This is a genomic window from Pseudocolwellia sp. G5-9 (assembly GCF_055808995.1).
Genome location: NZ_CM147893.1, coordinates 3,841,414 through 3,866,775 on the forward strand (window position 1 = coordinate 3,841,414; position 25,362 = coordinate 3,866,775).

At 35.5% G+C, this 25,362-nt stretch carries 24 protein-coding genes; 19 read left to right on the top strand and 5 right to left on the bottom strand.

The features are described from left to right. The first annotated feature begins 54 nt into the window (after positions 1-54). From AC0L5Q_RS16660 to AC0L5Q_RS16715, 12 genes are all read left to right on the top strand, one after another. Positions 55-1,833: an EAL domain-containing protein gene (locus tag AC0L5Q_RS16660; RefSeq protein WP_473611638.1), complete on the top strand. Its 1,779-nt coding sequence runs from the start codon at positions 55-57 to the stop codon at positions 1,831-1,833. Positions 1,834-2,094: 261 nt separating this feature from the next. After that, on the top strand, positions 2,095-2,670 hold the full coding sequence (locus AC0L5Q_RS16665) for an RNA polymerase sigma factor (RefSeq protein ID WP_473611642.1): 576 nt from the start codon (positions 2,095-2,097) through the stop codon (positions 2,668-2,670). A gap of 3 nt (positions 2,671-2,673) precedes the next feature. Continuing rightward, the gene (locus AC0L5Q_RS16670; RefSeq protein WP_473611646.1) at positions 2,674-3,738 is read left to right on the top strand and encodes a FecR family protein; all 1,065 of its coding nucleotides are present in this window, start codon (positions 2,674-2,676) and stop codon (positions 3,736-3,738) included. Between the two features lie 291 nt (positions 3,739-4,029). Beyond that, positions 4,030-6,729, top strand: coding sequence for a TonB-dependent receptor (locus AC0L5Q_RS16675; protein ID WP_473611650.1), 2,700 nt, complete (start codon positions 4,030-4,032; stop codon positions 6,727-6,729). 140 nt (positions 6,730-6,869) lie between these two features. Further along, positions 6,870-8,162, top strand: a complete 1,293-nt coding sequence (locus AC0L5Q_RS16680) for an NRAMP family divalent metal transporter (RefSeq protein ID WP_473611655.1) — start codon at positions 6,870-6,872, stop codon at positions 8,160-8,162. Positions 8,163-8,273: 111 nt separating this feature from the next. Continuing rightward, complete coding sequence (locus AC0L5Q_RS16685; RefSeq protein ID WP_473611659.1) at positions 8,274-9,212, top strand: SPFH domain-containing protein; 939 nt, start codon at positions 8,274-8,276, stop codon at positions 9,210-9,212. Positions 9,213-9,214: 2 nt separating this feature from the next. Next, positions 9,215-9,691, top strand: a complete 477-nt coding sequence (locus tag AC0L5Q_RS16690; RefSeq protein WP_473611663.1) for an NfeD family protein — start codon at positions 9,215-9,217, stop codon at positions 9,689-9,691. 369 nt (positions 9,692-10,060) lie between these two features. Further along, on the top strand, positions 10,061-10,768 hold the full coding sequence (locus AC0L5Q_RS16695) for a glutathione S-transferase family protein (protein WP_473611667.1): 708 nt from the start codon (positions 10,061-10,063) through the stop codon (positions 10,766-10,768). Between the two features lie 52 nt (positions 10,769-10,820). After that, positions 10,821-12,764 carry a RecQ family ATP-dependent DNA helicase gene (locus AC0L5Q_RS16700; protein ID WP_473618324.1) on the top strand — a complete coding sequence of 648 codons (1,944 nt, stop codon included), beginning with the start codon at positions 10,821-10,823 and terminating at the stop codon, positions 12,762-12,764. Between the two features lie 263 nt (positions 12,765-13,027). Further along, on the top strand, positions 13,028-13,570 hold the full coding sequence (locus AC0L5Q_RS16705; protein WP_473611672.1) for a hypothetical protein: 543 nt from the start codon (positions 13,028-13,030) through the stop codon (positions 13,568-13,570). Positions 13,571-13,762: 192 nt separating this feature from the next. After that, positions 13,763-14,338: a hypothetical protein gene (locus AC0L5Q_RS16710; protein ID WP_473611676.1), complete on the top strand. Its 576-nt coding sequence runs from the start codon at positions 13,763-13,765 to the stop codon at positions 14,336-14,338. A 109-nt stretch (positions 14,339-14,447) separates the two neighbouring features. After that, complete coding sequence (locus AC0L5Q_RS16715) at positions 14,448-14,930, top strand: RecQ family zinc-binding domain-containing protein (protein ID WP_473611680.1); 483 nt, start codon at positions 14,448-14,450, stop codon at positions 14,928-14,930. Positions 14,931-15,009: 79 nt separating this feature from the next. Here the strand turns inward: AC0L5Q_RS16715 and AC0L5Q_RS16720 are convergent, their stop codons facing one another. From AC0L5Q_RS16720 to ygfZ, 4 genes are all read right to left on the bottom strand, one after another. Then, a complete protein-coding gene (locus AC0L5Q_RS16720; protein ID WP_473611684.1) occupies positions 15,010-15,855 on the bottom strand; it encodes a hypothetical protein in 846 nt (281 codons plus the stop codon). A 236-nt stretch (positions 15,856-16,091) separates the two neighbouring features. Continuing rightward, the gene (locus AC0L5Q_RS16725; protein WP_473611688.1) at positions 16,092-16,400 is read right to left on the bottom strand and encodes an excalibur calcium-binding domain-containing protein; all 309 of its coding nucleotides are present in this window, start codon (positions 16,398-16,400) and stop codon (positions 16,092-16,094) included. A 202-nt stretch (positions 16,401-16,602) separates the two neighbouring features. Continuing rightward, entirely contained in the window at positions 16,603-17,091 is a 489-nt protein-coding gene (locus tag AC0L5Q_RS16730) for an FKBP-type peptidyl-prolyl cis-trans isomerase (protein WP_077340209.1), read from the bottom strand. Positions 17,092-17,108: 17 nt separating this feature from the next. Next, positions 17,109-18,089: a tRNA-modifying protein YgfZ gene (gene ygfZ / locus AC0L5Q_RS16735; RefSeq protein ID WP_473611693.1), complete on the bottom strand. Its 981-nt coding sequence runs from the start codon at positions 18,087-18,089 to the stop codon at positions 17,109-17,111. Between the two features lie 132 nt (positions 18,090-18,221). Between ygfZ and AC0L5Q_RS16740 the strand changes: the two genes are divergently transcribed. Beyond that, positions 18,222-18,473, top strand: a complete 252-nt coding sequence (locus tag AC0L5Q_RS16740) for an FAD assembly factor SdhE (RefSeq protein ID WP_473611697.1) — start codon at positions 18,222-18,224, stop codon at positions 18,471-18,473. A gap of 46 nt (positions 18,474-18,519) precedes the next feature. Further along, positions 18,520-18,912, top strand: a complete 393-nt coding sequence (locus tag AC0L5Q_RS16745) for a hypothetical protein (RefSeq protein WP_473611701.1) — start codon at positions 18,520-18,522, stop codon at positions 18,910-18,912. A gap of 52 nt (positions 18,913-18,964) precedes the next feature. Here the strand turns inward: AC0L5Q_RS16745 and nadB are convergent, their stop codons facing one another. Continuing rightward, a complete protein-coding gene (gene nadB / locus AC0L5Q_RS16750) occupies positions 18,965-20,569 on the bottom strand; it encodes an L-aspartate oxidase (protein WP_473611704.1) in 1,605 nt (534 codons plus the stop codon). 215 nt (positions 20,570-20,784) lie between these two features. Here nadB and rpoE point away from each other — a divergent pair, with 215 nt between their 5' ends. The 5 genes from rpoE to lepA all read left to right on the top strand — a co-directional run bounded on the left by rpoE (position 20,785) and on the right by lepA (position 25,331). Continuing rightward, entirely contained in the window at positions 20,785-21,363 is a 579-nt protein-coding gene (gene rpoE, locus AC0L5Q_RS16755; protein ID WP_076420332.1) for an RNA polymerase sigma factor RpoE, read from the top strand. 40 nt (positions 21,364-21,403) lie between these two features. Then, positions 21,404-22,027 (top strand): sigma-E factor negative regulatory protein, encoded by a 624-nt coding sequence (locus tag AC0L5Q_RS16760; protein ID WP_473611709.1) that lies wholly within the window; start codon positions 21,404-21,406, stop codon positions 22,025-22,027. Next, positions 22,024-22,986 carry a MucB/RseB C-terminal domain-containing protein gene (locus AC0L5Q_RS16765; protein WP_473611713.1) on the top strand — a complete coding sequence of 321 codons (963 nt, stop codon included), beginning with the start codon at positions 22,024-22,026 and terminating at the stop codon, positions 22,984-22,986. Before AC0L5Q_RS16760 ends, AC0L5Q_RS16765 begins: the two co-directional genes overlap by 4 nt. Next, positions 22,986-23,453 carry a SoxR reducing system RseC family protein gene (locus AC0L5Q_RS16770; protein ID WP_473611717.1) on the top strand — a complete coding sequence of 156 codons (468 nt, stop codon included), beginning with the start codon at positions 22,986-22,988 and terminating at the stop codon, positions 23,451-23,453. Before AC0L5Q_RS16765 ends, AC0L5Q_RS16770 begins: the two co-directional genes overlap by 1 nt. Positions 23,454-23,540: 87 nt before the next feature. Next, positions 23,541-25,331 (top strand): translation elongation factor 4, encoded by a 1,791-nt coding sequence (lepA, locus tag AC0L5Q_RS16775; protein ID WP_473611721.1) that lies wholly within the window; start codon positions 23,541-23,543, stop codon positions 25,329-25,331. The last annotated feature ends 31 nt before the right edge of the window (positions 25,332-25,362 follow it).

Consider the following 25,362-nt stretch of genomic DNA (forward strand, 5'->3'; position numbering starts at 1 on the left):
ACTGACATGAATGTTTTATAAAGTGTACAAAACCCTCCGCCTTGAAAAGTTACTTTGAAAAAGCAATTACAAACAATCATTGAAAATGAGCAATTAACGGCTTTATTTCAACCTATTTATAACACTAAAGAAACAGCTGTGTATGGATATGAAGCACTTATTCGAGGACCGTCTGATAGCCCATTGCATAGCCCGCAAGCTTTATTTGATGAAGCCGTAAATCACGGGCTTTTATCAGAACTTGAACTGGTTTGTAGGCGCATATCTATTGCGCGTTTTGTAGAATTACAGCTTAAAGGGAAGTTGTTTTTAAATGTTAGCCCTATGGTATTTTTACAGTCAGACCATCCACAGGCTGTTACCTTATCTTATTTAAAAGAACATAACTTATCGCCCGAGCAGGTGGTTATTGAGCTAAGCGAGAAATACCCGATTGATGCGTCAGATCTTTTACAAACGGCGCTACTGCATTATCGTAACTTAGGCTTTCAAATAGCGGTTGATGATTTGGGGGCAGGGTATGCAGGGCTTAAACTGTGGTCAGAAGTTAAACCTGATTATGTAAAAATAGATCGGTATTTTATTAATCAGTGTGATCAAGACCCAGTAAAAAGAGAGTTTATAAAAAGCATTCTTAACTTGGGGCAAAGTATTAACGCTAAAGTAGTAGCAGAAGGTATTGAAACCCAAGGTGAGTTTGAACAATTAGAAGAGTTAGGCTTGTCTATTTACCAAGGCTTTTTATTTGCAAGGCCTGCGTTATATCCTCCGTTAGAGCTACCCGTAATATTGAAAAATAGGCAGCGTTCGCAACTTTATCCTGTTCATTTTGAGCAAGTTGCTAGCTCGTTATTACAGCAATTAACTCCTTTAGATCATAACGAGTTAACAAAAAACGTTGTTGACTATCTTCATAAAAATCCAAAAATCAATTCAATTCCTGTGGTTAAAGATCATAAACCTATTGGAATGATCTTGCGGGATCATATTCTAGAATTGTTTTCTACGCCTTATGGTCGAGCGCTAAATGAGAAAAAACCGGTTGTAGAAACGATGTTGAAAAATCCGGTAATTGTTGATGTAGATGCAAGATTAGACGAAGTGGCTCAAATGGTGACTTCTGAACATAATGAAAAATTACTATGGCACTTTATTTTAACGCAAAAAGATAAATACATAGGCATTGGTTCTGTGCGTGATTTATTGCGACAACTTACGCAGTTGCAATTACAGCATGCTAGATACGCTAATCCATTAAGTTTACTACCAGGCAACGTACCTATTTATAGACACGTAGATAAATTGATTTCTCGTAAACAACATTTTCACTTTGCCTATTTTGATTTAAATAATTTTAAGCCTTATAACGACCAATATGGTTATGCTAAAGGCGACCAGATTATTCAGTTAGTGGCTAATCTTGTGCAGCTGCATTGTCAGGGACATGACTTTGTTGGTCATATTGGTGGTGATGACTTTGTTGCTGTATTTCAAGGAAAACACTGGAGAAGCAGCTGTGAAAAAATACTTGAAGATTTTGACCAGCAAATACAGCAGTATTACACCAAAGAACATTTACTCGCTGGGGGAATTAAATCTAAATCTAGAACGGGCGAATTACAGTTCTATCCTTTATTGAGTTTAGCTGTGGGGGTTGTAGAACCTAACCTCGATTTATGTTTATCGCACCATGACATTGCTGAAATGGCTACAGCCGCTAAAAAGCAAGCTAAGCAAGTAACCCATTCTTCTATCTTTGTGTGCCAGCGAGGTGCTCCTTCATATAGAGTAAGAGAAAATCATAAAAATAAAGTATTAGAAAGAGTACTGTAATTTCATATCCCGAAGAATAAACCTATTTGAATAATGAGTTAAATAACCTGAACTCTGGTTAAGTTATTTTACTCAGTAATGCTATTTAAGCGCCTATCTGCGTTGTTTTTACTTCCAATAACCTGTTAACTAAAGTTCAGGTTAAATAGGTATGATTTCCTGCTAAGTTTACAACGAGCTTTAATGTGATCTTACGACTAAAATATACTTTTATTATTGCCTCTGATATAACAGCAGCAGATATTGGGGAAGAAAATAATAATGAAAAATCCTTTTAAGGGGTTATCCATAGCAGAAACATTTCTCGGAAATGAGAAAATTTTAAAACAATTTTTGCGACGGTTTACCTCTAACAAACATGACATTGAAGATATTTGCCAAGAGACGGTAGTACGGGCTTTAGAGGCCGAGAAGTCTAAAAAAATCAACGAGCATAAAGCTTTTTTATTTGGTGTTTCACGTAACATTGTTAGAACAAAGCTTGATAAAGAGTCAAAATCTATTATCGACTTTATAGAGGATTGTACGCCGCAAGAGTACTTAATAAATGAACCAACCATAGAAGATAACTTAGATAGTCGAAAACGTATGTTATTATTTATGGAAGCGGTAACGACTTTACCTAAGCAATGCCAAAAAGTGTTTATATTAAATAAAGTTAAAGGCTATTCGCACAAAGAAATAGCGGTAGAGTTAGACATTTCAATAAGTACAATTGAAAAACATGTCGCCTCAGGGTTAAAGCGAATTAATCTGTACATGGAGAGCAAAGCGGTAGAAGCACAAGTAAATACCGATAGTAATATCCCAATGAGTAAATTTAAAACAGATGTGTAAGATATGAGCGAGCGTACAAATTTTAACGACACTACAGAGATCACCGCAGAAGCTTGTGCTTGGATGGCGCAGTTAAGCACGGGCGAACTTACCACGGCAGATGAATTGGCACTGAGAGAATGGATCCAACGTAGCCCTCGCCATGCCGCAGAATTAAAGAAAATAGCTAACCTTTCAATGGAAATTAATGTCTTAACTGAAATGGGAGATGCTATTGAAGAAGCCGCAACTGAGCAGCACTGTATTGTAAAATCTCAAGTGAAAAGAAAGAGTCGATTAATGCCCTTTGCACTTACTGCAATGGCTGCCTTTATCGTAATGGGCGTGTTATTTTTTAATGTTAATTCTCTTTCTGTAGTTCAGCCCATGCTCATCAGTACTGCGATAGGGGAGTTTCGTGAGGTTGAACTCCCAGATGGTTCTATTGTAAAAATAAACACTAATACCAAGCTGGAAGTTAATTATACCAAGCAGGTTAGAAAGGTACGTTTATTGTCTGGCGAAGCTCTTTTTGAAGTAAAACATAATCCTAATAGACCTTTCCTTGTTTATGCCGACGAGCAATACGTGCGTGCCGTAGGTACAGCTTTTACCGTGAGCTTATTAAGAGATAAACTTTCAGTTACCGTAGTAGAAGGTAAGGTTGAATTTGCTAAACTTGAGTTGTCTAAAGAAAATAATATTGATGAAGAACAATCTCAACTCAGCACACCTTCATTGTCTGTAAAACCGGTATTTTTAGAAGTGGGTCAACATATTTCAATTTCGGCTGATATTCCTATTGGTGTAGTAGAAAACATGCCAGAGAATGATTTTAAAAGAGAGCTTTCTTGGCAACATGAATTGTTCGATTTTTCAGATACCCCCCTTAAAGATGTTATCCAAGAGCTAAGTCGCTATTCTGATGTTAAGGTTGAAATAATAGATTCGTCTTTGTTTGATATTAAATTTGGTGGCATATTTCGTACAAACGATACCAAACCTTTATTTGAAGCATTAGAAACAACCTATGGTGTTGGTGTGACTTATCTCAATGATAAACATGTTCAATTAAGTAAAATTAATTAAACGACAACAAATATTAAATATAATTTTTACTAGTTACCTCGTTAAGTGGCACTTTCTCTTTCTCATTTTGAGCATTTTCAACGAGTACTTAAAAATAATTAACATTTCTTATAGAGGATTCTTGTGAGTAAAAGTACTTCCTATTTGAGGCCGCATGAGAAGTGTTTAATATTTTTAAACTTTTTGCTGGTTGATATAAAAAATAAAACAAAACTGTTATGTTTTTGTTTATTTGGTATGTGCTTTGTAACTACTCAGGTTTGTGCGAATAATATCAATAAAAAATACTCATTGAATATTCAATTAACACAAGCAAAAGTTTCAATTAAAGCCCTATCTAGACAAACAAAAAAATCAGTCCTATATCAATCAAAAGATGTTGAAAATATAAAAACAAATCCTGTAAATGGAGATTTTACCTTACAAGAGGCGTTAGGTATTTTATTTGCAGACACTTCTTTAACCGGCAGCCTTACGAAAAGTGGAGTTATTACAATTTCACGTTTGGATTCAAACAAGCTGGTAAATAATACTATGAGAAATACTACTACAATAAAAAAATCATTCTTTACAGGATTAGCCACATTTTTTGGGTTACTTGCAGGTACTCAAAATTTATCTGCTCAAGAGCAAAACCCAGAAAATAGTCAAGAAGAAAAAGAAGAAGCTAAGTCAGGAAAAAGCTTCGGTGTTGAAGTTATTACTGTTACTGCGCGTAAGCGTGTTGAGAGTTTGCAAGACACTCCTTTATCTATCACGTCTATTCAAGGTGACCAATTAGAAGAAATGGGGGTAGCTGATTTAACGGGGATTGCGAGTGTTGCACCTAATGTAAGTTTTAGTACATCTGGAGCGGTTTCTGGTTCATCTTCAAATGCGGTTGTTTATATTCGAGGTATAGGTCAAAACGATTATGTGCCTGTAGTTGACCCTGGTGTTGGTATATATGTTGATGATGTATACATGGGACGTACATTAGGTTCAGTACTTGATCTTGCCGACGTGCAAAGTGTCGAAGTTGTACGAGGGCCACAAGGAACATTATTTGGTCGTAATACTATAGGTGGTGCAATTTCACTTACCTCTAAAGATCCCGATCAATATGACAATGGCAAAGTACGTGTTTTGGTGGGCGATCAGGGGCGACTTGATGTGTTTGCAACCGTTGCTGGCGATTTAAGTGACAATGTAAGTGGTATTATGACGCTGATGTCGCGTGATAGAGACGGTACTGTTGAACGCGTTAACGTACCTGACAGCGAAAAACTCGGTAATACCAATGCTCAGGGTTTCAGAACCAAGCTACTTTATAACGCAACGGCTGATTTAAGTTTTAAGTTTATTGCTGATTACATAAGAGAGCGTGAAGAGTCATCTGCAGAAGTTAATGCTAAATATGTAGATAACAGAACCTTACCTGGCGCATGGAATGGCTTTAATGGTTTTTCTGGTTTTGCGCCTAACTCGACATCTCAAGGTTGTGTTGAAGGAAATAGTTCAGTCGGTACAGATTGTTATAATGAGTCGCAACAATTGGGCCCTTATAAAACGGGTGAAAACACATTATCTCAAAATGATATTGACGCTTGGGGCGTATCACTTGGCACCAATTATGTTGTAAACGAAAATATTGATGCGACCTTTATTGTTGCTCATCGTCAATTAGAAGCTAATATTGCTCGTCAAGTTGATGGAACAACGTTAAATATTTTTGAAAATCGTGAGTCTTTTGATTCTGAGCAAACCTCTTATGACTTTAGGCTAAATGGTATATCAGAAAAGTTAACTTGGGTTGCTGGCGCTTTTTATTATGAAGAAGAGTCAGATAATCAGCTTGATTTTGATGGTGCGCTACAAGGTACGTTGTATCCTATTCACATCGGTGGAATTACAGATAACTCAAACTACGCAGTTTACGCTGAAGGGACTTATGATCTAGATGAAAAATGGAGCTTAACACTTGGTGCTCGTTATACAAACGAAGAAAAAAATGCAACACCTAACGATTTCGCCTTTCCCGGTTGTTCTATAGATTTACGTCCTACTTCACCAACAACTGATTGTGATTCAACCACTGCAACTATTCCTCGTCGTTCAATAAATACAACGGATTACTTAATCGATAATGTAGAAAATACCATTTCATTCGACGAAACAACATGGCGAGTAAGTGTCGGTTATGATGCAAGTGAAGATGTTAAACTTTATGGTACAGTTTCTACTGGTTTTAAATCAGGTGGTTTTGAGTGGCGTATAACAAATACAAGTTTTACTACGCCTGAAGCACAAGCATTAATTGCTCAAGGTAATGGTGAATGTGGTGATGGTAATGAATGTTTGCCTACTTTTGATCCTGAAAAAGTTACAACCTATGAAATGGGAGTGAAAATTGATTTTAGTGATTCACTTCGCTTTAACTCAGCTGTTTTCTATAGTGATTATACCGATATGATCGTAGCTGCAAATAGAGGCGGTATTGCTACTTTCCAAACTAATGCTGCAAAAGCAACCATTAAAGGTTTAGAAACTGAAATTACATGGGTACCTGTTGATTCAATGCTGGTTAACTTAGCTTATGGTTTTACAGATGCAGAGTATGATGAAATATCAGAAGATGCTCAAGCAGCAGGTATTACTGTGGATGACGAGTTTGTATTTACGCCTAAACATAACGGTAGCTTAGGTGTTTCTTATATGTTTGAGTTAAACAGTGGAGCATATTTATCTACAAGATTAGACGCTGTCTATAAAAGCTCTCAAGAATTTGAGGCCGCTAACTCTGATTACGTAAGAGCAGAAGGATATGCTGCCTATAATGCTGCACTGGTGTATACCAGCTCAAATGATGATTATAAAATTACTCTCGGTGTTGAAAACCTAACTGATAAAATTTATAAATTAGGTGGTGATGCGAATAACGAAATTGGTTACGAAAACGTTATTTATTCTCGCCCGCGTAATTACTATTTATCTGTAGACTACGAGTTCTAACTTTTCTTCAGAAGTATTTATGATTTAAGCGCTTATATGTCAATTTACTAATAAATTTGATATATAAGCGTTTTTGCTTTTCAATTTATATATCGTCAATTTGTTTTTATTGTATTAGTTGACGGATAATGGTGAACATTATGAAACACTTAAACGCTAATGTTAGCGAATCCCCACCGAACTTCTTTGACTTTTTTATACAAATTAAAAATAAACTCGGTCCAGGTTTATTACTTGCTGCAACAGCAGTAGGAACATCTCATTTAATTCAATCAACAAGAGCTGGCGGAATGTACAGCTTAAGTTTGGCTATATTTATTTTATTAGCCTGTTTATTAAAGTATCCCGCTTTTAGATTAAGTACTGATTATGCTGCGGCAACAGGGCGCACTTTACTGCATAGTTACCGAGAGCAAGGTAAATGGTGCATTGCTATATATTTTATTGATGCAATTATTACTATGTTTGTGGCAACCGCTGCGTTATCAGTAGTTACCGCAGGATTATTGAAAAATATATTCTCGTTAGACTATAGCTATGTTTCTATTTCTGTTTGCTTATTAGCAACCATTGCGGCGGTATTAATATCGGGTAAATATCGTTTGTTAGAACGCATAGCCACTTTTTTTGTTGTGTTGTTTACTGTATTTACTTTTGCTGCTGTTTTTATGATCGCACCTGATTTTGCATGGCAAAGTGCTCAATATGTACCCGAGTTAAGTTTTGATACGACCCAAGTGCTTTTTTTAATTGCGTTAATTGGTTGGATGCCTACAGCTGTTGGTGTTTCTATTTTTCAATCGTTATGGGTGAATGCAAAGTCAAAAGAGTTAGGCAGAAGAGTAACAATGGCTGAAGCACGTTTTGACTTTAATTTTGGTTACTTTTTAACATTTATTTTAGCCATTTGTTTTTTATTTTTAGGTGCTGGCTTGCTTTATAATACCGGTACTGAAATGCCTTCTAGTGCCGCTGGTTTTGCTTCAATGTTAATCACTATGTTTGCTAATGCAATTGGCGATTGGGTTATTCCTCTTATATCTGCTGCTGCAATAGCGGTTATGACCTCTTCATTAATGACGGTTTTAGATGGTTATCCAAGAGCTTTTCAAGCCATGCAAAAAATAATATCGCCTGATTCAGCTGAAAATAATCGTTATTATTACGCAACATTGTTTATACAAATTTCAGGTGCTCTCTTACTCATTCTCTTTTTATTAAAGTCTTTCAAAACCTTCATTGATCTTTCAATTAGTGTCTCTTTTTTAACGGCGCCATTCATTGCGTGGCTAAACCATAGAGCAATGTACGCTGATGAAGTTGCTGAAAAAGACAGGCCCACTAAAGCAATGAGAAGGTGGAGTATATCGAGTATTGTTATTTTAGCGTTAACGAGCCAAGTTTATATTTATTATAATTTTTTCTTAGATTAGATAAACAAGTCTTCATTTGATGAAATAAAGCAAGTTGACATATTATGTCGTTAATTGATAGGGTAGAGTTAATTAACCCGAACCCGGGATAATCAATGCAAGGAGAAAAATATGGAAATAATTTTTGAGTATGTTTTAACTGTACCCTTCGCGATATTAATATTTGTTATTATTACCTTGAAGTCATCTATTAAGTTTGTTCCTCAAAATCGAGCTTGGGTTATTGAACGTTTTGGTAAGTATCAATCAACTAAAATTGCCGGATTAAACTTTATTATCCCTTTTGTAGATACAATATCAGCAGACCGTTCCTTAAAAGAGCAGGCTTACGATATTCCTGGTCAGTCAGCTATTACCAAAGATAACATTTCTTTGCATGTTGACGGTGTTTTATACTTCCGTGTGTTAGACCCATACAAAGCCACTTACGGCGTTGAAGATTATGTGTTTGCGGTAACACAAATAGCTCAAACCACTATGCGTTCTGAAATCGGTAAGATAGATTTAGATAAAACTTTTGAAGAGCGAGATATGCTTAATAGTCGCATTGTTACCTCTATTAACGAAGCCGCTGAAGTATGGGGTGTTGCAGTTTTACGTTACGAAATTAAAGATATTACGCCACCACAGTCTATTATGCATGCGATGGAATCTCAGATGAAAGCCGAGCGAGAACGTCGCGCTAAAATACTTGAATCTGAAGGTGAAAAACAGTCAGCGATTAATATTGCAGAAGGGCAAAAACAGGCGCAAGTACTGGCTGCCGAAGGTGAAAAACAAGAACAAATACTACAATCTGAAGGTGAAGCTAAAGCAATAATAGCGGTTGCTGATGCACAAGCATTGGCATTAAAAGTTATTGGTGAAGCTGCTTCAACAGATCAAGGACAAAAAGCCGTTCAATTAGATCTTGCCACCAAAGCGATTGCTGCAAAAGCTGCTATCGCTAAAGAATCGAGTATTGTTTTATTACCTGACAGTGCAACAGAGGCAAGTTCGCTCGTAGCACAAGCAACCACCATTATAAGTGCACTGAATGGGAGTAGATAATAATGAATGAGTGGCTTACACAATATTTAGCTGAAACCATAGTTGCCATAGGTTTGTTATTATTAACCGTTGAAGTAGTTATTTTAGGTTTTGCTACTTTTATATTGTTTTTTATGGGCTTAGCTATGGTGTTAACTGGAACTGCCCTCTGGTTAGATATATTACCTCATAGTTATAACAGTGTATTAATGTCTACTGCATTGCTCACGGCAATATTAGCTTTTAGTTTATGGAAGCCCTTAAAACGCATGCAAGGCGATACTGATAATAAAGAAGTTGATAGTGATTTTGTGGGTGTTTGTTTTATGACAGAAGAAGCGATAAGCCTACATGAAAACCCTGACTATAAGTTTTCAGGCATTATGTGGAAGCTAAAATCTGAACAAGAAATAGAAGCAAACACTGAGGTTAAAATCATTAAGGCAGAAGTGGGAACGTTATGGGTGAAGCCTGTAACTAAACACAACGCAGTGTGCTAAATTAATTAAGTGATATTGCATTGTATAATAGCCTGTAATACTGGTTATTACAGGCTTTTGATAAAGTGCAGATTAACACTGTTGCTTACTTGTGCTATTTAGGAAAATGAGCACTTAATAGTAACAAGAGTGGTTTGGGGATATTCATAATTCCCTCATTTATTTCTAATATTTCCGAATATATATCAAAATAAAAATCTAATGACTTTTTATCATACTAAACTAACAATGTTATGAGCTTGATAGTAAAGGGGGTATTTCAATCGTCCTTTTATTTTTTAATAATGTATTAGGTAAAAATGAATAGTAAACTACACTGTTTTACTATAGATTTTTGCTGATTATTAGTATTAAGGAAGTGTTACATACATGATTACTTTATATAGTTTTGGTCCAGCTTTCGGTGTTATGGATGCAAGCCCGTTTGTTGTGAAGGTTGATTTGTATTTACGAATTGCTAAGTTAGATTACCAAGTTAAAAGTGGTATAAATAACTTAAAAAAATCACCCAAAGGTAAACTCCCTTTTATTGAAGATGATAACCAAGCCATTGGTGATTCAGCTTTTATTATTGAATACCTCAATAATAAGTACGCGATAAATATCGACAAGTCTTTAACTCCTGAGCAAAAAGCAACGGCTTATTTATTAACAAAGTCGTTAGACGAAAATCTATATTGGTGTTTAGTGTATTCACGCTGGGCCGACGATAAAACATGGCCTATATGCAAAGAGACTTTTTTTGCGGGTATTCCTTTTCCAATCAACAATATTGCTGCTGGCGTTATTCGTAAAAAAACCATTAAAAAATTAGACTCCCAAGGTGTTGCACGCCACAGTCGAGATGAAGTGTTATCTATCACCGATCAATCTTTAGCGGCATTATCTAACCTATTAGGTGATAAGGATTATTTCTTTGGTGAGTCTATATCAAGTTTTGATGTAACGGCTTATTCAATTCTTTGCCAGTTTTTATTAGTAGACTATTCAAGTGACTTTAATTTATTAGCTAAAAAATATGATAACTTAGTGGGTTATTGCGCACGTATTCAAAGCCACTATTATTCAACTAAATAAATAGTCACTTTATTCGTTAATATGTATTTTTTCGTTATTTATAAATAAGGTCATTTTTTTGCAGTTACTTTCTAATTTAAAACAGGTTTTTGGTTTTGATGGCTTTCGAGAAGGACAAGAGCAAGCCATCAGGCAATTAATTGATGGGCAATCGTCTCTTGCTATCTTTCCTACAGGTTCAGGTAAGTCGCTTTGTTATCAACTAAGCGCCTTACACTTGCCTCATTTAACCTTAGTGGTATCGCCGTTATTAGCGTTAATTAAAGATCAACTCACCTTTTTAGAAGCTAAAGGTATTCCGGCTGCTAGCATTGACTCTTCTTTAAGTGCTGAACAGCATCAACAAGTTATTCAAAACGTAAAAGCAGGTAACATTAAAATACTTATGGTGTCGGTAGAGCGTTTTAAAAATGAAAGATTTAGGCGTTTTATCTCATCGGTAGCTATTTCACAGTTAGTGGTTGATGAAGCTCATTGTATTTCAGAATGGGGTCATAACTTTCGCCCCGATTACCTCAAATTACCTGCTTATAAAAACGAATTAAACATACCGCAAGTATTGTTACTTACGGCAACCGCCACCGCAAAAGTAAAAAAAGATATGGCAGCTAAGTTTGCTATTCAACCACAACATATAGTGCAAACAGGTTTTTACCGAGCCAACTTAAATTTATCGGTTGTACCTGTTGCTCAGCAACATAAAAACCAAGAACTAATTAATACCATTAATCAGCAAAGTGGCTGCGGTATTGTTTATGTTACTTTGCAGCAAACTGCTGAAGTTGTTGCGCAATACCTGCAACAGCAAGGTATTAATGCTCAAGCCTATCATGCGGGTTTTGCTGACGATAAAAAGCAAGATATTCAACAACGTTTTATGAGTGGTAATATTCCCGTAATGGTCGCCACTATTGCTTTTGGTATGGGGATTGATAAATCAGATATTCGTTTTGTAGTGCATTACGACTTACCTAAATCTATCGAAAACTATAGCCAAGAAATAGGAAGAGCAGGGCGAGACGGGCAGCAATCAAATTGTATTACCCTAGCTAATTTAGACAGCTTACATACCCTTGAAAATTTTGTTTATGGCGACACACCAACGCTAAATAGTATTGAGCTACTGCTCGAAAATATTAAAAAAGAAAGTCAGCACAACCAATGGGAAGTGCAAATAACAGGTCTTTCTAACGACACTAATATTCGTCAACTACCGTTAAAAACCTTACTCGTACAATTAGAGCTAATGGGAATGTTAACGCCTAAACATGCTTACTTCGCTGAATTTAAATATAAATTTTTAGCGAAAGAAAATGACATTGTAGCCATGTTTGAAGGAGAACGAAAAACCTTTTTACAAGCGGTTTTTGCTAATACACAGTTTAAAAAAATATGGGGGGAGCCTGACTTTCTCTCGCTACAGCAGCAGTATCAATGTGATCGATCTCGCGTAGTAACCGCTTTAGATTATTTACATGAGAAAAAATTAATCGAACTACAAACTAAAAAGATGACAGAAGTGTATCAAGTAGTTCCACAGCAACTTAATTCACCTGATTTAGCACAGCAAGTGTTTGTGTATTTTACTGAAAAAGAACAAAGTGAGATTAACCGCATAGCTGCACTCATTCGATTTTTTGAATTAGACCGTTGTTTAAGTAAAAACTTATCGCTGTATTTTGACGACAAACAAAGCCCTGAAAACTGTAATCATTGCTCCGTGTGTTTAGGCCAAGTCGCAAAATTAGCATATTCATCAACACCACAGTGGCCAGACGACAACACCATAAGTGATGCTTGTATACAGTTAACCGAGCACTTAAAAGCTGCTGGCATAGTCGATTTACCTATCAGTATTTATTGCCAATTTTTAGTGGGGTTAACCGTCCCTATGTTTACTAAACAAAAAGTGAAAAAGCTGTCAGGCTTTGCAATGTGTGAAGCGCTGAAATATGGAGAGGTGAAAGGGAAAGTGCAAGCGTTGATGGGGAGTTAGGTGAGGTTATAGAGTTTGTTGTGGCTGAGTTAATTTGGCTACAACATCATGGTTACACTCCATAAATCTGTATCCACAATAGTAGTAACAAGCTTATAGAGGATGTTGATTTATCATCATATGATGTTAACTTTGAGCCTAAATTCGTCTAAAACCACCTTAAGTAACAGAAATTAAAATAGGAAAGAGAATTTATTGTTGTCTATAAAAAAAAGGGTTAATATTATTTGGTAAATTAGGAAGATAGATTAAAAGGGATATAAATGAACAAGTCAAAATTACCATATATTTTACCAAAAAACCTACCTGAACAGCTCCGACACTTAGCTAAAATAACAAACATACCATTCTCTTTTGTTAAGGATGGAGGACAGTTAGAACTAGAAGCAATGTCAGGAGTAATATTATATAGACATCTTAATCGAATTCAAAAAACAGAGGCTATGTCTCTGATTAGGCAAGTTGGTAATAAAAATAAACCTTTAGAGGGACAGTTAGTGAATTTAATACTTGATATAAGTGTTAATCCTCAGTGGGGAGTTTGGTCTTTAAGTAATGATGAGTTATTAAATGACCGTAACTTTCATGATAGTATCAATCGTTATGCGGGTATTATTGGTTTAACGGCTTCCGCAGTAGGAGTTAAAACAATAATACAAGACACATGGAAAAGAAAAAGAATGACTAGAGGTGGGGTTGTAACATTAGTTCTTTGGGGAGCTTTCTTGTTTAACAGCTCAGAACTTGAAAAGGTCAATCAAGAAATAACAAACAGAAGTCAATTAAAAACCTCCCCCGTTTATTAAAAGTAGGTTTTATGTTATTTAATAGAATTTTTGCTGTCGTTTATTTGGTGGTGACCATTGTTGGAGGTATTACCTTTTTCAATAACTCAAGTATTCAAGATAAAGAATATATATTTTATGCTGTTTTTATTTTCTCTATTGTACAATTCGTTTATTCCACCTTTAAAATAGTTAGATTGGAGAATAAGCTAAATGAAAAGCGTTAATTTTTTATTTTTTTTTATATTATTCAATATTCAAACAACCTTTGCTGCTGACTCACTAACATGTAATGTCGAAAAATTTAAAATACCCAACGTTGATGTATCAACTGAAATCAATCAGGGTATAAAAAAGGCATCGGTCAACTTTATGTTACATGATAGTTACTGGAATTTGTCTATTTATGAATTGGATAAAAGTGATAATCTTCACCTATTAAAAGGTATTGAAGATTTAGATAAATCTCAAGATATTTATAAACAATTCTTTGATAATTATAGTTACAGGCTTAAAGACAAATTCTTTTACTCTAATAGGCTTGCAGAAGCTAGCCCTATTATTCTGTCAAATATTAATGGGTTAGAGTTCGTTCTTAAAGCTAATTTTAAGGAGTTGCATTCGGATATAAATAAGAATGAGGAGATTTTTATTATTCGGGTAGCAACAAAAGAAAATAAAATTTATTTTGCTGAATTTCATATAAACCATGTAAAACAGATGGAAGTAACAATTAAAAAAGCAAAAGAAATAATGAACAGCTTTTCAAACACTTGTCTGATCAATTAAATAAAACTTTGATCAAGTAGAGCGACTAGATTAATTTGGTCGTTCTCGCGTAGTAACCGCTTTAGATTATTTACATGAGAAAAAATTAATCGAACTACAAACTAAAAAGATGACAGAAGTGTATCAAGTCGTTCCACAGCAACTTAATTCACCTGATTTAGCACAGCAAGTGTTTGTGTATTTTACTGAAAAAGAACAAAGCGAGATTAACCGCATAGCTGCACTCATTCGATTTTTTGAATTAGACCGTTGTTTAAGTAAAAATTTATCGCTGTATTTTGACGACAAACAAAGCCCTGAAAACTGTAATCATTGCTCCGTGTGTTTAGGCAAAGTCGCAAAATTAGCATATTCATCAACCCCCCAATGGCCAGACGACAACACTATAAGCGATGCCTGTGTACAGTTAACTGAACACTTAAAAGCTGCGGGCATAATCGATTTACCTATCAGTATTTATTGCCAATTTTTAGTAGGGTTAACCGTCCCTATGTTTACTAAACAAAAAGTGAAAAAGCTGTCAGGCTTTGCAATGTGTGAAGCGCTGAAATATGGAGAAGTGAAAGGGAAAGTGCAAGCGTTGATGGAGTGATAGGTGAGGCAGAGTAGATTCTTTTGATTTTAAAGTGTTTCCATGGTGATTTTTAAAGTTGTTAGTCAATGAATTTTCATTATGAATTACTTTTAATTAAAGGATACATGATTATTGTTTGATGGGTTTTACATTCCACACAATTAATTTGTAATTGCTCTTCAAATTTAAGTTTTTTGAAAATATTGGTTGGTACTTCTAAGTCTTTTTTACACTCATTACACTGTAATTTAATACAACGTTTTGTAATTTTATACCTGCTTTCTATATCATGTTCTATGAGATAACTTTCATTACATTTAAGGTTAATACAATTAGCTATAATAGATGTCTTTATATACTTAACTGGTTTTTTTATTAAACTGTCGCAGGAATAACAATTAAAACAAAAATCTACTCCCTCCATGCCTCCCATCAAAAGGTTACCATCTTTTATTTTCGATAAATACGTTAAAAACTTTTCAAGTTTATTTTTTGTTTTACTTTTATCTCCATAAATTTCTATTTCACCGGAGCAGATAGTAGGAACAGGAATATGAAGAGCTAAACCAGAAAAGCTTTGCCAAAATCTGTTTAAGAGATTTAAATTAATTGCAGATTGTTCTCCTAAAGGAACGTATTCGATAGATTCATATTCTTCTTTTGTCGAAGGATGCTTACCTAGTATGGGGTCTTTTGAAATTGAGACAGTAAAACCTTTATCTACATTTTCATTAATTTCTTCCAATACCTGTTTTAATATATTTTTAGGTCTCCAATCTTTAAGATCTTCTGAAGATAAATGAGAATGTGAAAGCTTAAATCTTTCATAGAATATAAACTCAATTGTTAATCTACTTTCTAAAGCCGCATAAGTTAAACTTTGCGCAGTATCTTCTAATACTAGAGATTCTATGATTTGTATACGTTTGGCTATATTTAACAATTCAATTCCTTGATTCTTTATGCATAGACTAAATTAATGTTTGAAATAGTTAGGAACCATTTGTAAATAGTCGACTTGAGAAACTTAGCCAAGTTATGAATATAATCAATTGCTTAATTGATTTAGCCCTTTCTTTTCTGCTTTCTCAATTGGAATATCTTCTATTTTTCTAGGGCCTGCAATTAGCTCTTCATCCATATCAGCGAGTTCAGGAGGCTATCTTTACTGAAAACATCTTATCTATTAAATTGTCTTTCACAAGGAATGCCATCATGATCACCGTCCATTTTTGTATTAGGACAGTAACTGATAAAGTATTTTGCTTCTTCATATGATTTCATTTGAGAACAATGTTGTCTACCATCACATTTATAGGTGGCTTTGGGTTTAGTTATCTCTTTAGCTTGAGCTAATGTTTTTATAGCATCGCTATTTGATAATTCAGATATTATTTTTTTGTGAGTGGTTTCGACTGGGGCATTGTTTTTAAAGTAGAACTGCCATGCAGCCCCACAAATAACGATGAGAATTAATAAGTTTTTCAATTGAACACCATCCCTGATAAAACTTCTAATAACTTATAATGAAAATGTCTCGTAATGACATTCATTTCAATAGTCAGAACTTACCAGAAAACACCATGAATTCAATAAACCTTGAAAATAAAAATCCCACTATTTAAACCATTAAATAGCGGGATTTATGTTTCTGATTAGGTTGCTCTACAACACCTAATAAATCAGTTGCCTAGTGAGTATGTCCACAACCGCCTTCACCATGAACGTGGCCGTGAGTTAGTTCGTCTTCCGTTGCATCTCTTACTTCTAATACTTCAACTTCAAATTTTAATTCAATACCGGCTAATGGGTGGTTTCCATCAACGGTAATGGTGTCGTCTGTCATATCAACTACTATAACTGTTTGTTCGCCGTCGTCAGTTGTTGCACGTAGTTGTGCGCCAACTTCTAGATCATCAATTTCAGCAAACATTTCTTTTGGTACTGTTTGTACGTAGTCGTCAAAACGTTCGCCGTAACCTTCTTCAGGAGATACTGTTACTTCAAATTTATCACCTACTTCATGTCCTTCTAACGCATTTTCTAATCCAGGAATTAAGTAACCTGTACCATGAATGATAGATAGTGGTTCGTGATCGTATGAGCTATCAATTAATGTATCTTCACCATTTGATACAGCGTAATGGATAACGGCGACTTTGTTTGCAGTAATTTTCATAATAATGTCTGATTAAATCAGTCCTGAGTAGTTAAAGTGTAGGGTAAAGGTTGTATATGTAATGATGCTTCATTCGCGTCTTTAATGCGAAGGTTTGTTGTTTCATCGGTGTCGCTTGCTAATACGGCTTGCAGGTAATAGTCACCATTGTCGGCAGTATAACTTGTTAGTAGGTCGCCTGCTTTGCGCCAGTTTTCGCCCAGTTGTTTTTCAATAATGCTGTCGGCGCTAATTACTACGTCGCCATTGCCTTTTAAGCTATATAACGCGCGTTTATTTTTACCAAGGTATTGCATTCTTGCAACGGTTTCTTGGCCTAAGTAACAGCCTTTGGTAAAGCTAATGGCATTGACTGCCTGCAAGTTTAACATTTGTGGAACGTAAGCTGAAATTGAAGATTCGTTTAATGTAGGAAATCCTTCGCTAATTTCAAGTAAGTTCCAAACCGCATGAGCATAGGTGGTTATATTGAGTTTGCTGGCAAGCGCTGAAATTTTGTCTGCTTCGTTAATGATTATATATCGAGGTATTTGCCCTTCAATATAAACAAGCGTTGTAGAATCTATAGTTTCAACAGGAGAGCTTTCGCATGGTAAGGTTGAAAAATGTTGAGCTAATGTTGTTTTAGCCTCTTGCCCGCAAACGGCTATATAAGTTAGGTTTTCAACTGCTTCAATGGAGACCTTAGCAAATACGCCAAACTTTTTTAGCTCGGCAAGTGATGCGGCTAATGTTGCTTTTGGTTGTATTAATAAGTTGGCTTTGTTGCGCATAATAAAACGAAAAGCTGAAAATACTTTGCCTTTGGCATCGCAATGAGAGCCATTAAGTAAGCTATTTTCGTTAGCGCTATTAACATCACAAGTGACTTGCCCTTGTAGGTATTTATTTTGTTCTTCACCGGTTAAAGATATTGCGGCTAAATCATCAAGCGTAATAGCAAAAACACTAGGGAGTTGTTCAAGCGAAGGTAAAGATTGATCTATTTTTATAGTCATGAAATGTGGCATTTTTTGCGAAAAACATTAGTTAATTAATAAGGCCAATTAAAAAAAATACAAGCTTATATGAACTAAATTGTTAGAATAGGCGCATATCTTTACTTTTACTTTGAATTTTACTGGTGCTGTATGACCCTATTAGATAATAAACCAAGATTACGATGGGCTTGTCGTCGTGGAATGTTAGAGCTTGATGTTCTACTTTTACCTTTTGTAGATGAAGCTTACGACGATCTTTCTGAAGAAAATAAAGTTATTTTTGAACGTTTACTCGTTTGCCAAGATCCTGAGTTATTTGCTTGGTTTATGGGACATGAAAAGTGTGAAGACAGTGAACTTAACTCCTTGGTCCAACTTATACTCAACCGAGTTAAGCTTTAAGATAAAAATATACTCGTCGATATTCCCTAGGATCATTGTTTTTTCTGTGGTTTATTTATTAGCGGTAATGTTAACGAGTGTTTTATTATTTGAGCTTAACCCTGTTTTAATACAGCTACTTGCTACAACAGCTATTATATTTTTTATGGTTGTTATTAGCTTTTTTAGCGCGTCTTATTCTAAGGTGCGTTCAACACCTCAGTATTTTCTCAAAGAACTTATATTACTGCCTGATAATATTGTTGAATTAAATAAGCAACAGTATGAAATGGGTTTGAATAGCCGAGTAGGTATATTCGGTTGTTGGCTATGTTTAAGTTGTGAAAAGGATAATAAAGTAAAATCAGAAACCCACTTTATTTTTAAAAGTAGTGTTTCTGATTATCATTATTCTCAATTATGCCGTGTAATTAAGCGAAATGCCTTTCATGCTGACTAGGTGCGATACCACACCCAATAATTAATAGACCTTTTTTACTGGTTTAAATAGCTTAATTTATTAACGGAGTTGGTATTAAAATAGTTGTTTTAATTTCGTTACTTAATTCTGGGTAATCTAATGTGTAGTGCAGGCCGCGGCTTTCTTTACGTTCCATCGCACTTTTTATTATAAGCTCAGCCACTTGTACTAAGTTACGTAGTTCTAGTAAGTTATTACTTACTCTAAAGTTTTGATAATATTCGTCTATTTCTCTTTGCAATAATTCAACACGATGTAAAGCCCGTTCTAATCGTTTAGTTGTTCTTACAATACCCACGTAATCCCACATAAATAATCGTAGTTCATGCCAGTTATGTTGAATAACAACTTCTTCATCAGAATCCGTTACGCGGCTGTCATCCCAAGCTGGAAGGGCGATGTATTTAACTTTTCTTTTTAGGGTTTCTTCTATATCTTGCGCGGCACCACGCGCAAATACTAAGCATTCTAATAAAGAGTTACTTGCTAGCCTATTTGCGCCATGTAACCCCGTATAAGCAACTTCACCAATTGCATATAAATTGTTGAGATCGGTTTTTCCTTGTTTATCTATCATTACTCCACCGCAGGTATAATGAGCGGCAGGTACAATAGGAATAGGTTGTTTAGTTATATCAATACCGAGTTTGAGTATTTTTTGGTAAATGGTAGGGAAGTGTTGCTTGATAAAATCATCAGGTCTATGACTGATGTCTAAATACATGCAGTCTGCACCTAAGCGCTTCATCTCGTAATCGATTGCTCGTGCAACTATGTCTCTTGGTGCTAACTCGGCTCGCTCATCAAAGCTGGGCATAAAACGACTACCATCAGGACGTCGTAGCAATGCACCTTCACCGCGCAGAGCTTCCGTTAATAAGAACGTTCCTGCTTCTGCGTGAAATAAACACGTAGGATGAAATTGGTTAAATTCCATATTGGCTACTCTACAGCCTGCTCGCCAAGCCATAGCAATACCGTCGCCACTAGCAACGTCAGGATTAGAGGTGTATTGATATACTTTACTTGCGCCACCTGTGGCTAAAATGATTTTTTGAGCGGCAATACTTTCAACTTTTTCTGTGTTTCTATTCCAAATATAAGCACCAATACATTCAGATTTTTTATTTTTATCTGTTTTGGTGATCAAATCGATTGCATTATAACGTTCGAATAAACGTATTCTGTTATTGTTTTTGATTTGATCAACCAAGGTCGTTTGAATCGCTTTGCCTGTAGCGTCGGCTGAATGCAAAATTCTACGGTGGCTATGCCCGCCTTCACGAGTTAAGTGGTATTTTACATCGGTGTTTGTAGATTCTTCTTTATCAAAATTGACACCTTGGCCAATAAGCCATTCCATGCATTCTTTAGCATTTTCAGCGGTATAACGCACAACATCCTCATCACATAAACCCGCACCAGCAACTAAGGTGTCTGCTACATGTGAATCTATATTATCATTTTCATCAAATACCGCGGCTACTCCACCTTGTGCATAGTAGGTAGAACCTGCGTTTACTCGTGATTTACTGAGCACTACAACGTCAGCATTTTTGGATAAATGTAAAGCAAGAGATAAACCTGCTGCGCCACTTCCGATAATTAATACGTCACAGTTGTGTTGTTTGTTCATAATATTTCAATATTGATGTACTATATGATTTAAGATATTAACTTTTATTCAATGTCTATAACAGTAAAAATAAAGGCTTATAGCGCTATTCTTTAATTTATTGTTACATTTATTATTTTTTTTCGAACTTTTTCATATTAGGGCAGTCCTAATTAATGCGTTTGTCATGAGCCAGATGTTAAGAAGTTAAGTATTATTTAGAGGAAAGGGCTCGGATGGGTGAACAAAACGTTGACCAACAATTAGTTGAACGCGTACAGAGTGGTGATAAAAATGCTTTTAACCTTTTGGTATCAAAATACCAGCATAAGGTAGCAAATTTAGTTTCACGATATGTAAAAAACCAAAGTGATGTGCCTGATATTGTGCAAGAAGCCTTTATCAAAGCATATCGAGCATTACCTAATTTTAGAGGTGATAGCGCTTTTTATACTTGGCTTTATAGAATAGCCGTAAATTGTGCTAAAAATCACTTAGTAGCAACTGGACGTAAACCACCAGGTTCAGATGTTGAAATTGAAGATGCAGAGATTTATGATAGTGGAGATGCATTAAGAGAAAACGCATCCCCTGAAAAATTATTATTAACGAACGAAATTAAAAAAGTAGTATTTAATACAATTGAGCAGTTACCTGAAGATTTACGCACAGCGATAAATTTAAGGGAGCTTGAAGGATTAAGTTACGAAGAAATAGCCGTTATTATGGAATGTCCTGTTGGTACAGTACGTTCTAGAATATTTAGAGCACGTGATGCTGTAGATAAAAAAATACGACCATTACTTCAAAGTTAAGTAACTAATTTAGTTACAACGCTAATTTTAAGGTGCATGTATGAGTGAAAATAAGTTTGAGACAGTTTCTTCTTGTGTAGATAACTATATACAACAAGATGAATCTTTTGATGAAATTATCAAAGATAGTGAATTGTCTGATACTTGGGGACGTTATCAATTGATGGGTGACATCATGAGAAACGATGTACCTCAAACATTACAATTAGATTTATCTGCCAAAATTGCTGCCGCAATTGAAAATGAACCAACGGTCTTAGCACCTAAAAATACAGTTAAAAAGCAAAATTCGTTTAAAGCACGTATTGTGAGTTTTGTTAAACCTTTAGGGCAAGTAGCTATCGCAGCATCAGCTGCTGGTTTAATGGTATTAGGTGTTCAACAAAATAATGTTGTTCAATCTGACGATTTAGTTCCAGTGCAAAATATTCAAACAAGTCCTTTTGTTGGTATTGCTGAGCCAGTGAGTTTTAACTACCAACAACCAACGCAAATGTCTCAAAAGCAAGCCTATATTGAACAACAACGTCGTTTACAGGCTTTATTGTTAGATCATAAACAACAAATTAAATTAACTGCAGTTTCAAATATTGAAGCAAATGGAGCTGCAGAACCTACAATCGAAATTATCCCTGAAAATAAGGTTGAAAACTTGCCTAAATGAGAATATTAATTTGCGTACTTTTGTTGAGTACTGGATTTTCAGCACTAGCCGCAGAAATAGAGCAAGCTTCAACATGGCTTAATGCTTTATCTCAATCTTTAAAAACACGTAACTTTAGTACTTCATTCGTGGTTATTAAAAATAACCACGCTGAACCTTATCATTGGTTTCATGGTGTTGACGAAACAGGTAAAGAACTAGAAATTTTGTCTTTGCTTAATGGTCCGCGTCGAGACGTATTAAGAAAAAATGAAATTGTTAGTTATATCGAACCTGAATTACCTCCTTATTCCGTAGAAACGTCTCAAATTAGTGGTCCTATTCCAGCGATTTTTAGCGGAGATATTGTATCTTTAGAGAAAAACTATGACTTTATTTCATTAGGTAAAAGTCGTGTTTTAGGCCGCTCAGCACAAATTATTCGTATTGTTTCAAAAGATAAAAACCGATTTGGTTATCGTTTATGGATTGATCAAGACTCAAATATGTTGCTGAAAATGTCAGTAATTACCCGAGAAGGTATTGTTTTAGAACAAGTACAATTTACACATTTAGAGTTTTCACAAGACTTACCAGAGCCATTAAAGCAATTACAAAATACAGATTTACCACCGGTTGTTGATGTACCTCAGGGTGTTGTTGATAACGACTTACACTGGAAAGTTAATTGGTTACCTAATGGCTTTGAAAAAATAAGAGCTAATTATCATCGCCTATCAATTACAAAGCAGGCAACGGAGTTTATGTTGTTTTCTGATGGTTTAGTTGATGTATCTGTTTATATAAATAAAAGTGCCGTAAATCATCGAGAACCTGAATTTGTGATGAACGGGGCAACAGGAATTTTTAATCAAGTCATTAAAGGTGTTGAGGTGAGTGTAGTAGGTAAAATTTCATCAATTACCGCTAAAGACATTGCTGATTCTGTTAGCTTATTGCCAAGTAATCAAACACCATAATGGAAGAGTTAGCTACGGTAGTACATATTGAAAACCAGTCTATCTCCGTGATGAGTGAAGTAAAGTCTGCGTGCTCAGGATGTCAGCAAGTTGATAATTGTGGCAGTGGACAAGTTGCAAAAGCGTTTCCAACCAAAAAGTTGTCATTAGTGCTACAAAGCGACCTACCCGTGAAGGTTGGAGATACTGTTATACTTGGCCTTTCAGATGATTGTTTATTGCAAAGTGCTTGGCAAGTGTATTTATTTCCTCTCTTTGGCCTCATTACTTTTGGTGGATTAGGACAATACTTGGTTAATCATGGTGTTTTACCGCATGAATTATTTGGTGTGTTACTTTCTACGCTAGGTGGCTATTTAGGTTATGCTTTAGCCAAAAAGAAACAATCCTTACCTAAAAATAAAGCACGACTAACACCAAAGATTTTACGTATTCTTACAGAAAAAATACTCGTTACTGAAAGTTAATTGAGTATAAAGATAGCCCCCGTTCACTAAATTCGCTAAAATCCCGCTATTGTTAATTTTATAATTGTTATACTTGAACCTCCATCTATGAAAAATATCCGAAACTTTTCGATAATCGCCCATATCGACCATGGTAAATCTACTCTTTCCGATCGTCTTATCCAGCATTGTGGCGGTTTACAAGATCGCGAAATGTCAGCGCAGGTTCTTGATTCAATGGATATTGAGCGCGAGCGTGGCATTACGATCAAAGCGCAAAGTGTAACCTTAGATTATAAAGCTAAAGATGGTGAAATCTACCAACTTAACTTTATTGATACTCCGGGCCATGTTGATTTCTCTTATGAAGTATCACGTTCATTAGCGTCTTGTGAAGGCGCTTTATTAGTTGTAGATGCTGGACAAGGTGTTGAAGCTCAAACGGTGGCTAACTGCTATACCGCTATTGAGATGGAATTAGAAGTTATTCCTATCCTAAATAAAATTGATTTACCACAAGCTGACCCTGACCGTGTTTCAGAAGAAATTGAAGATATTATTGGTATTGATGCTACAGGTGCTGTGCAATGTTCAGCTAAAACTGGCATTGGTATTGAAGATGTACTAGAAACGATTGTTGCTAATATTCCACCACCTGTTGGTGAAAGAGACGCTCCTTTACAAGCGCTTATTATTGATTCGTGGTTTGATAACTATCAAGGTGTTGTGTCTTTAGTTCGTATAATGAATGGCGAAGTTAAAAAAGGCGATAAAATGGTGGTTATGTCTACAGGACAGACACATCTTATCGACAAAGTGGGTATTTTCACACCTAAGCAGACAGATACTGGCATTCTTAGAACCGGTGAGGTTGGCTTTATTATCGCTGGTATTAAAGAAATTCATGGTGCACCGGTTGGTGATACCATCACTATTTCTAAGAAAGAAGCAGCCAAGCAACTTCCTGGTTTCAAGAAAGTACAACCGCAAGTTTATGCAGGTATTTTTCCAGTAAGTTCAGAAGAGTATGAAAACTTCCGTGATGCGCTAAATAAATTAAGCTTAAACGATGCTTCATTACTGTTTGAACCGGAAAATTCATCAGCATTAGGTTTTGGTTTCCGTATAGGTTTCCTTGGCATGCTCCATATGGAGATAGTTCAAGAACGTTTAGAGCGTGAATACAACCTAGACCTTATCACAACAGCACCTACCGTAAATTATGAAATTGCGTGTACTAATGGCGATGTATTATCGATTGATAACCCAAGTGATTTACCACCTATTAATAACATTGAAGAAATTAGAGAACCTATTGTTCAAGCTAATATCTTAGTGCCACAAGAACATTTAGGTAATGTAATCACCCTTTGTATTGAAAAACGTGGTGTGCAAAAAGACATTATTTATCATGGTAATCAAGTTGCTGTAACTTATGAATTACCTATGGCCGAAGTGGTAATGGACTTTTTTGATAAGTTAAAATCTACCAGTCGTGGTTATGCTTCTTTAGATTACAATTTTGTACGCTTTGAACCAGCAGACATGGTTCGAGTTGATGTAATGATTAACGGCGACCGTGTTGATGCGTTAGCAATGATCACGCATAGATCTCATTCAATAGCTCGTGGTCGTATGTTAGTTGAAAAACTAAAAGAACTGATCCACAGACAAATGTTTGATATAGCGATTCAAGCCGCTATTGGTAACAACGTTATTGCACGTACAACAGTAAAACAGTTACGTAAAAACGTAACAGCAAAATGTTACGGTGGTGATATTTCTCGTAAGAAGAAATTACTACAGAAACAAAAAGACGGTAAAAAACGTATGAAACAGGTTGGTAATGTTGAAATACCGCAAGAAGCATTTTTATCAGTATTGAAATTAGAAAGTTAATTTCAATTTAACAGGAAAAAACGGAATCCCT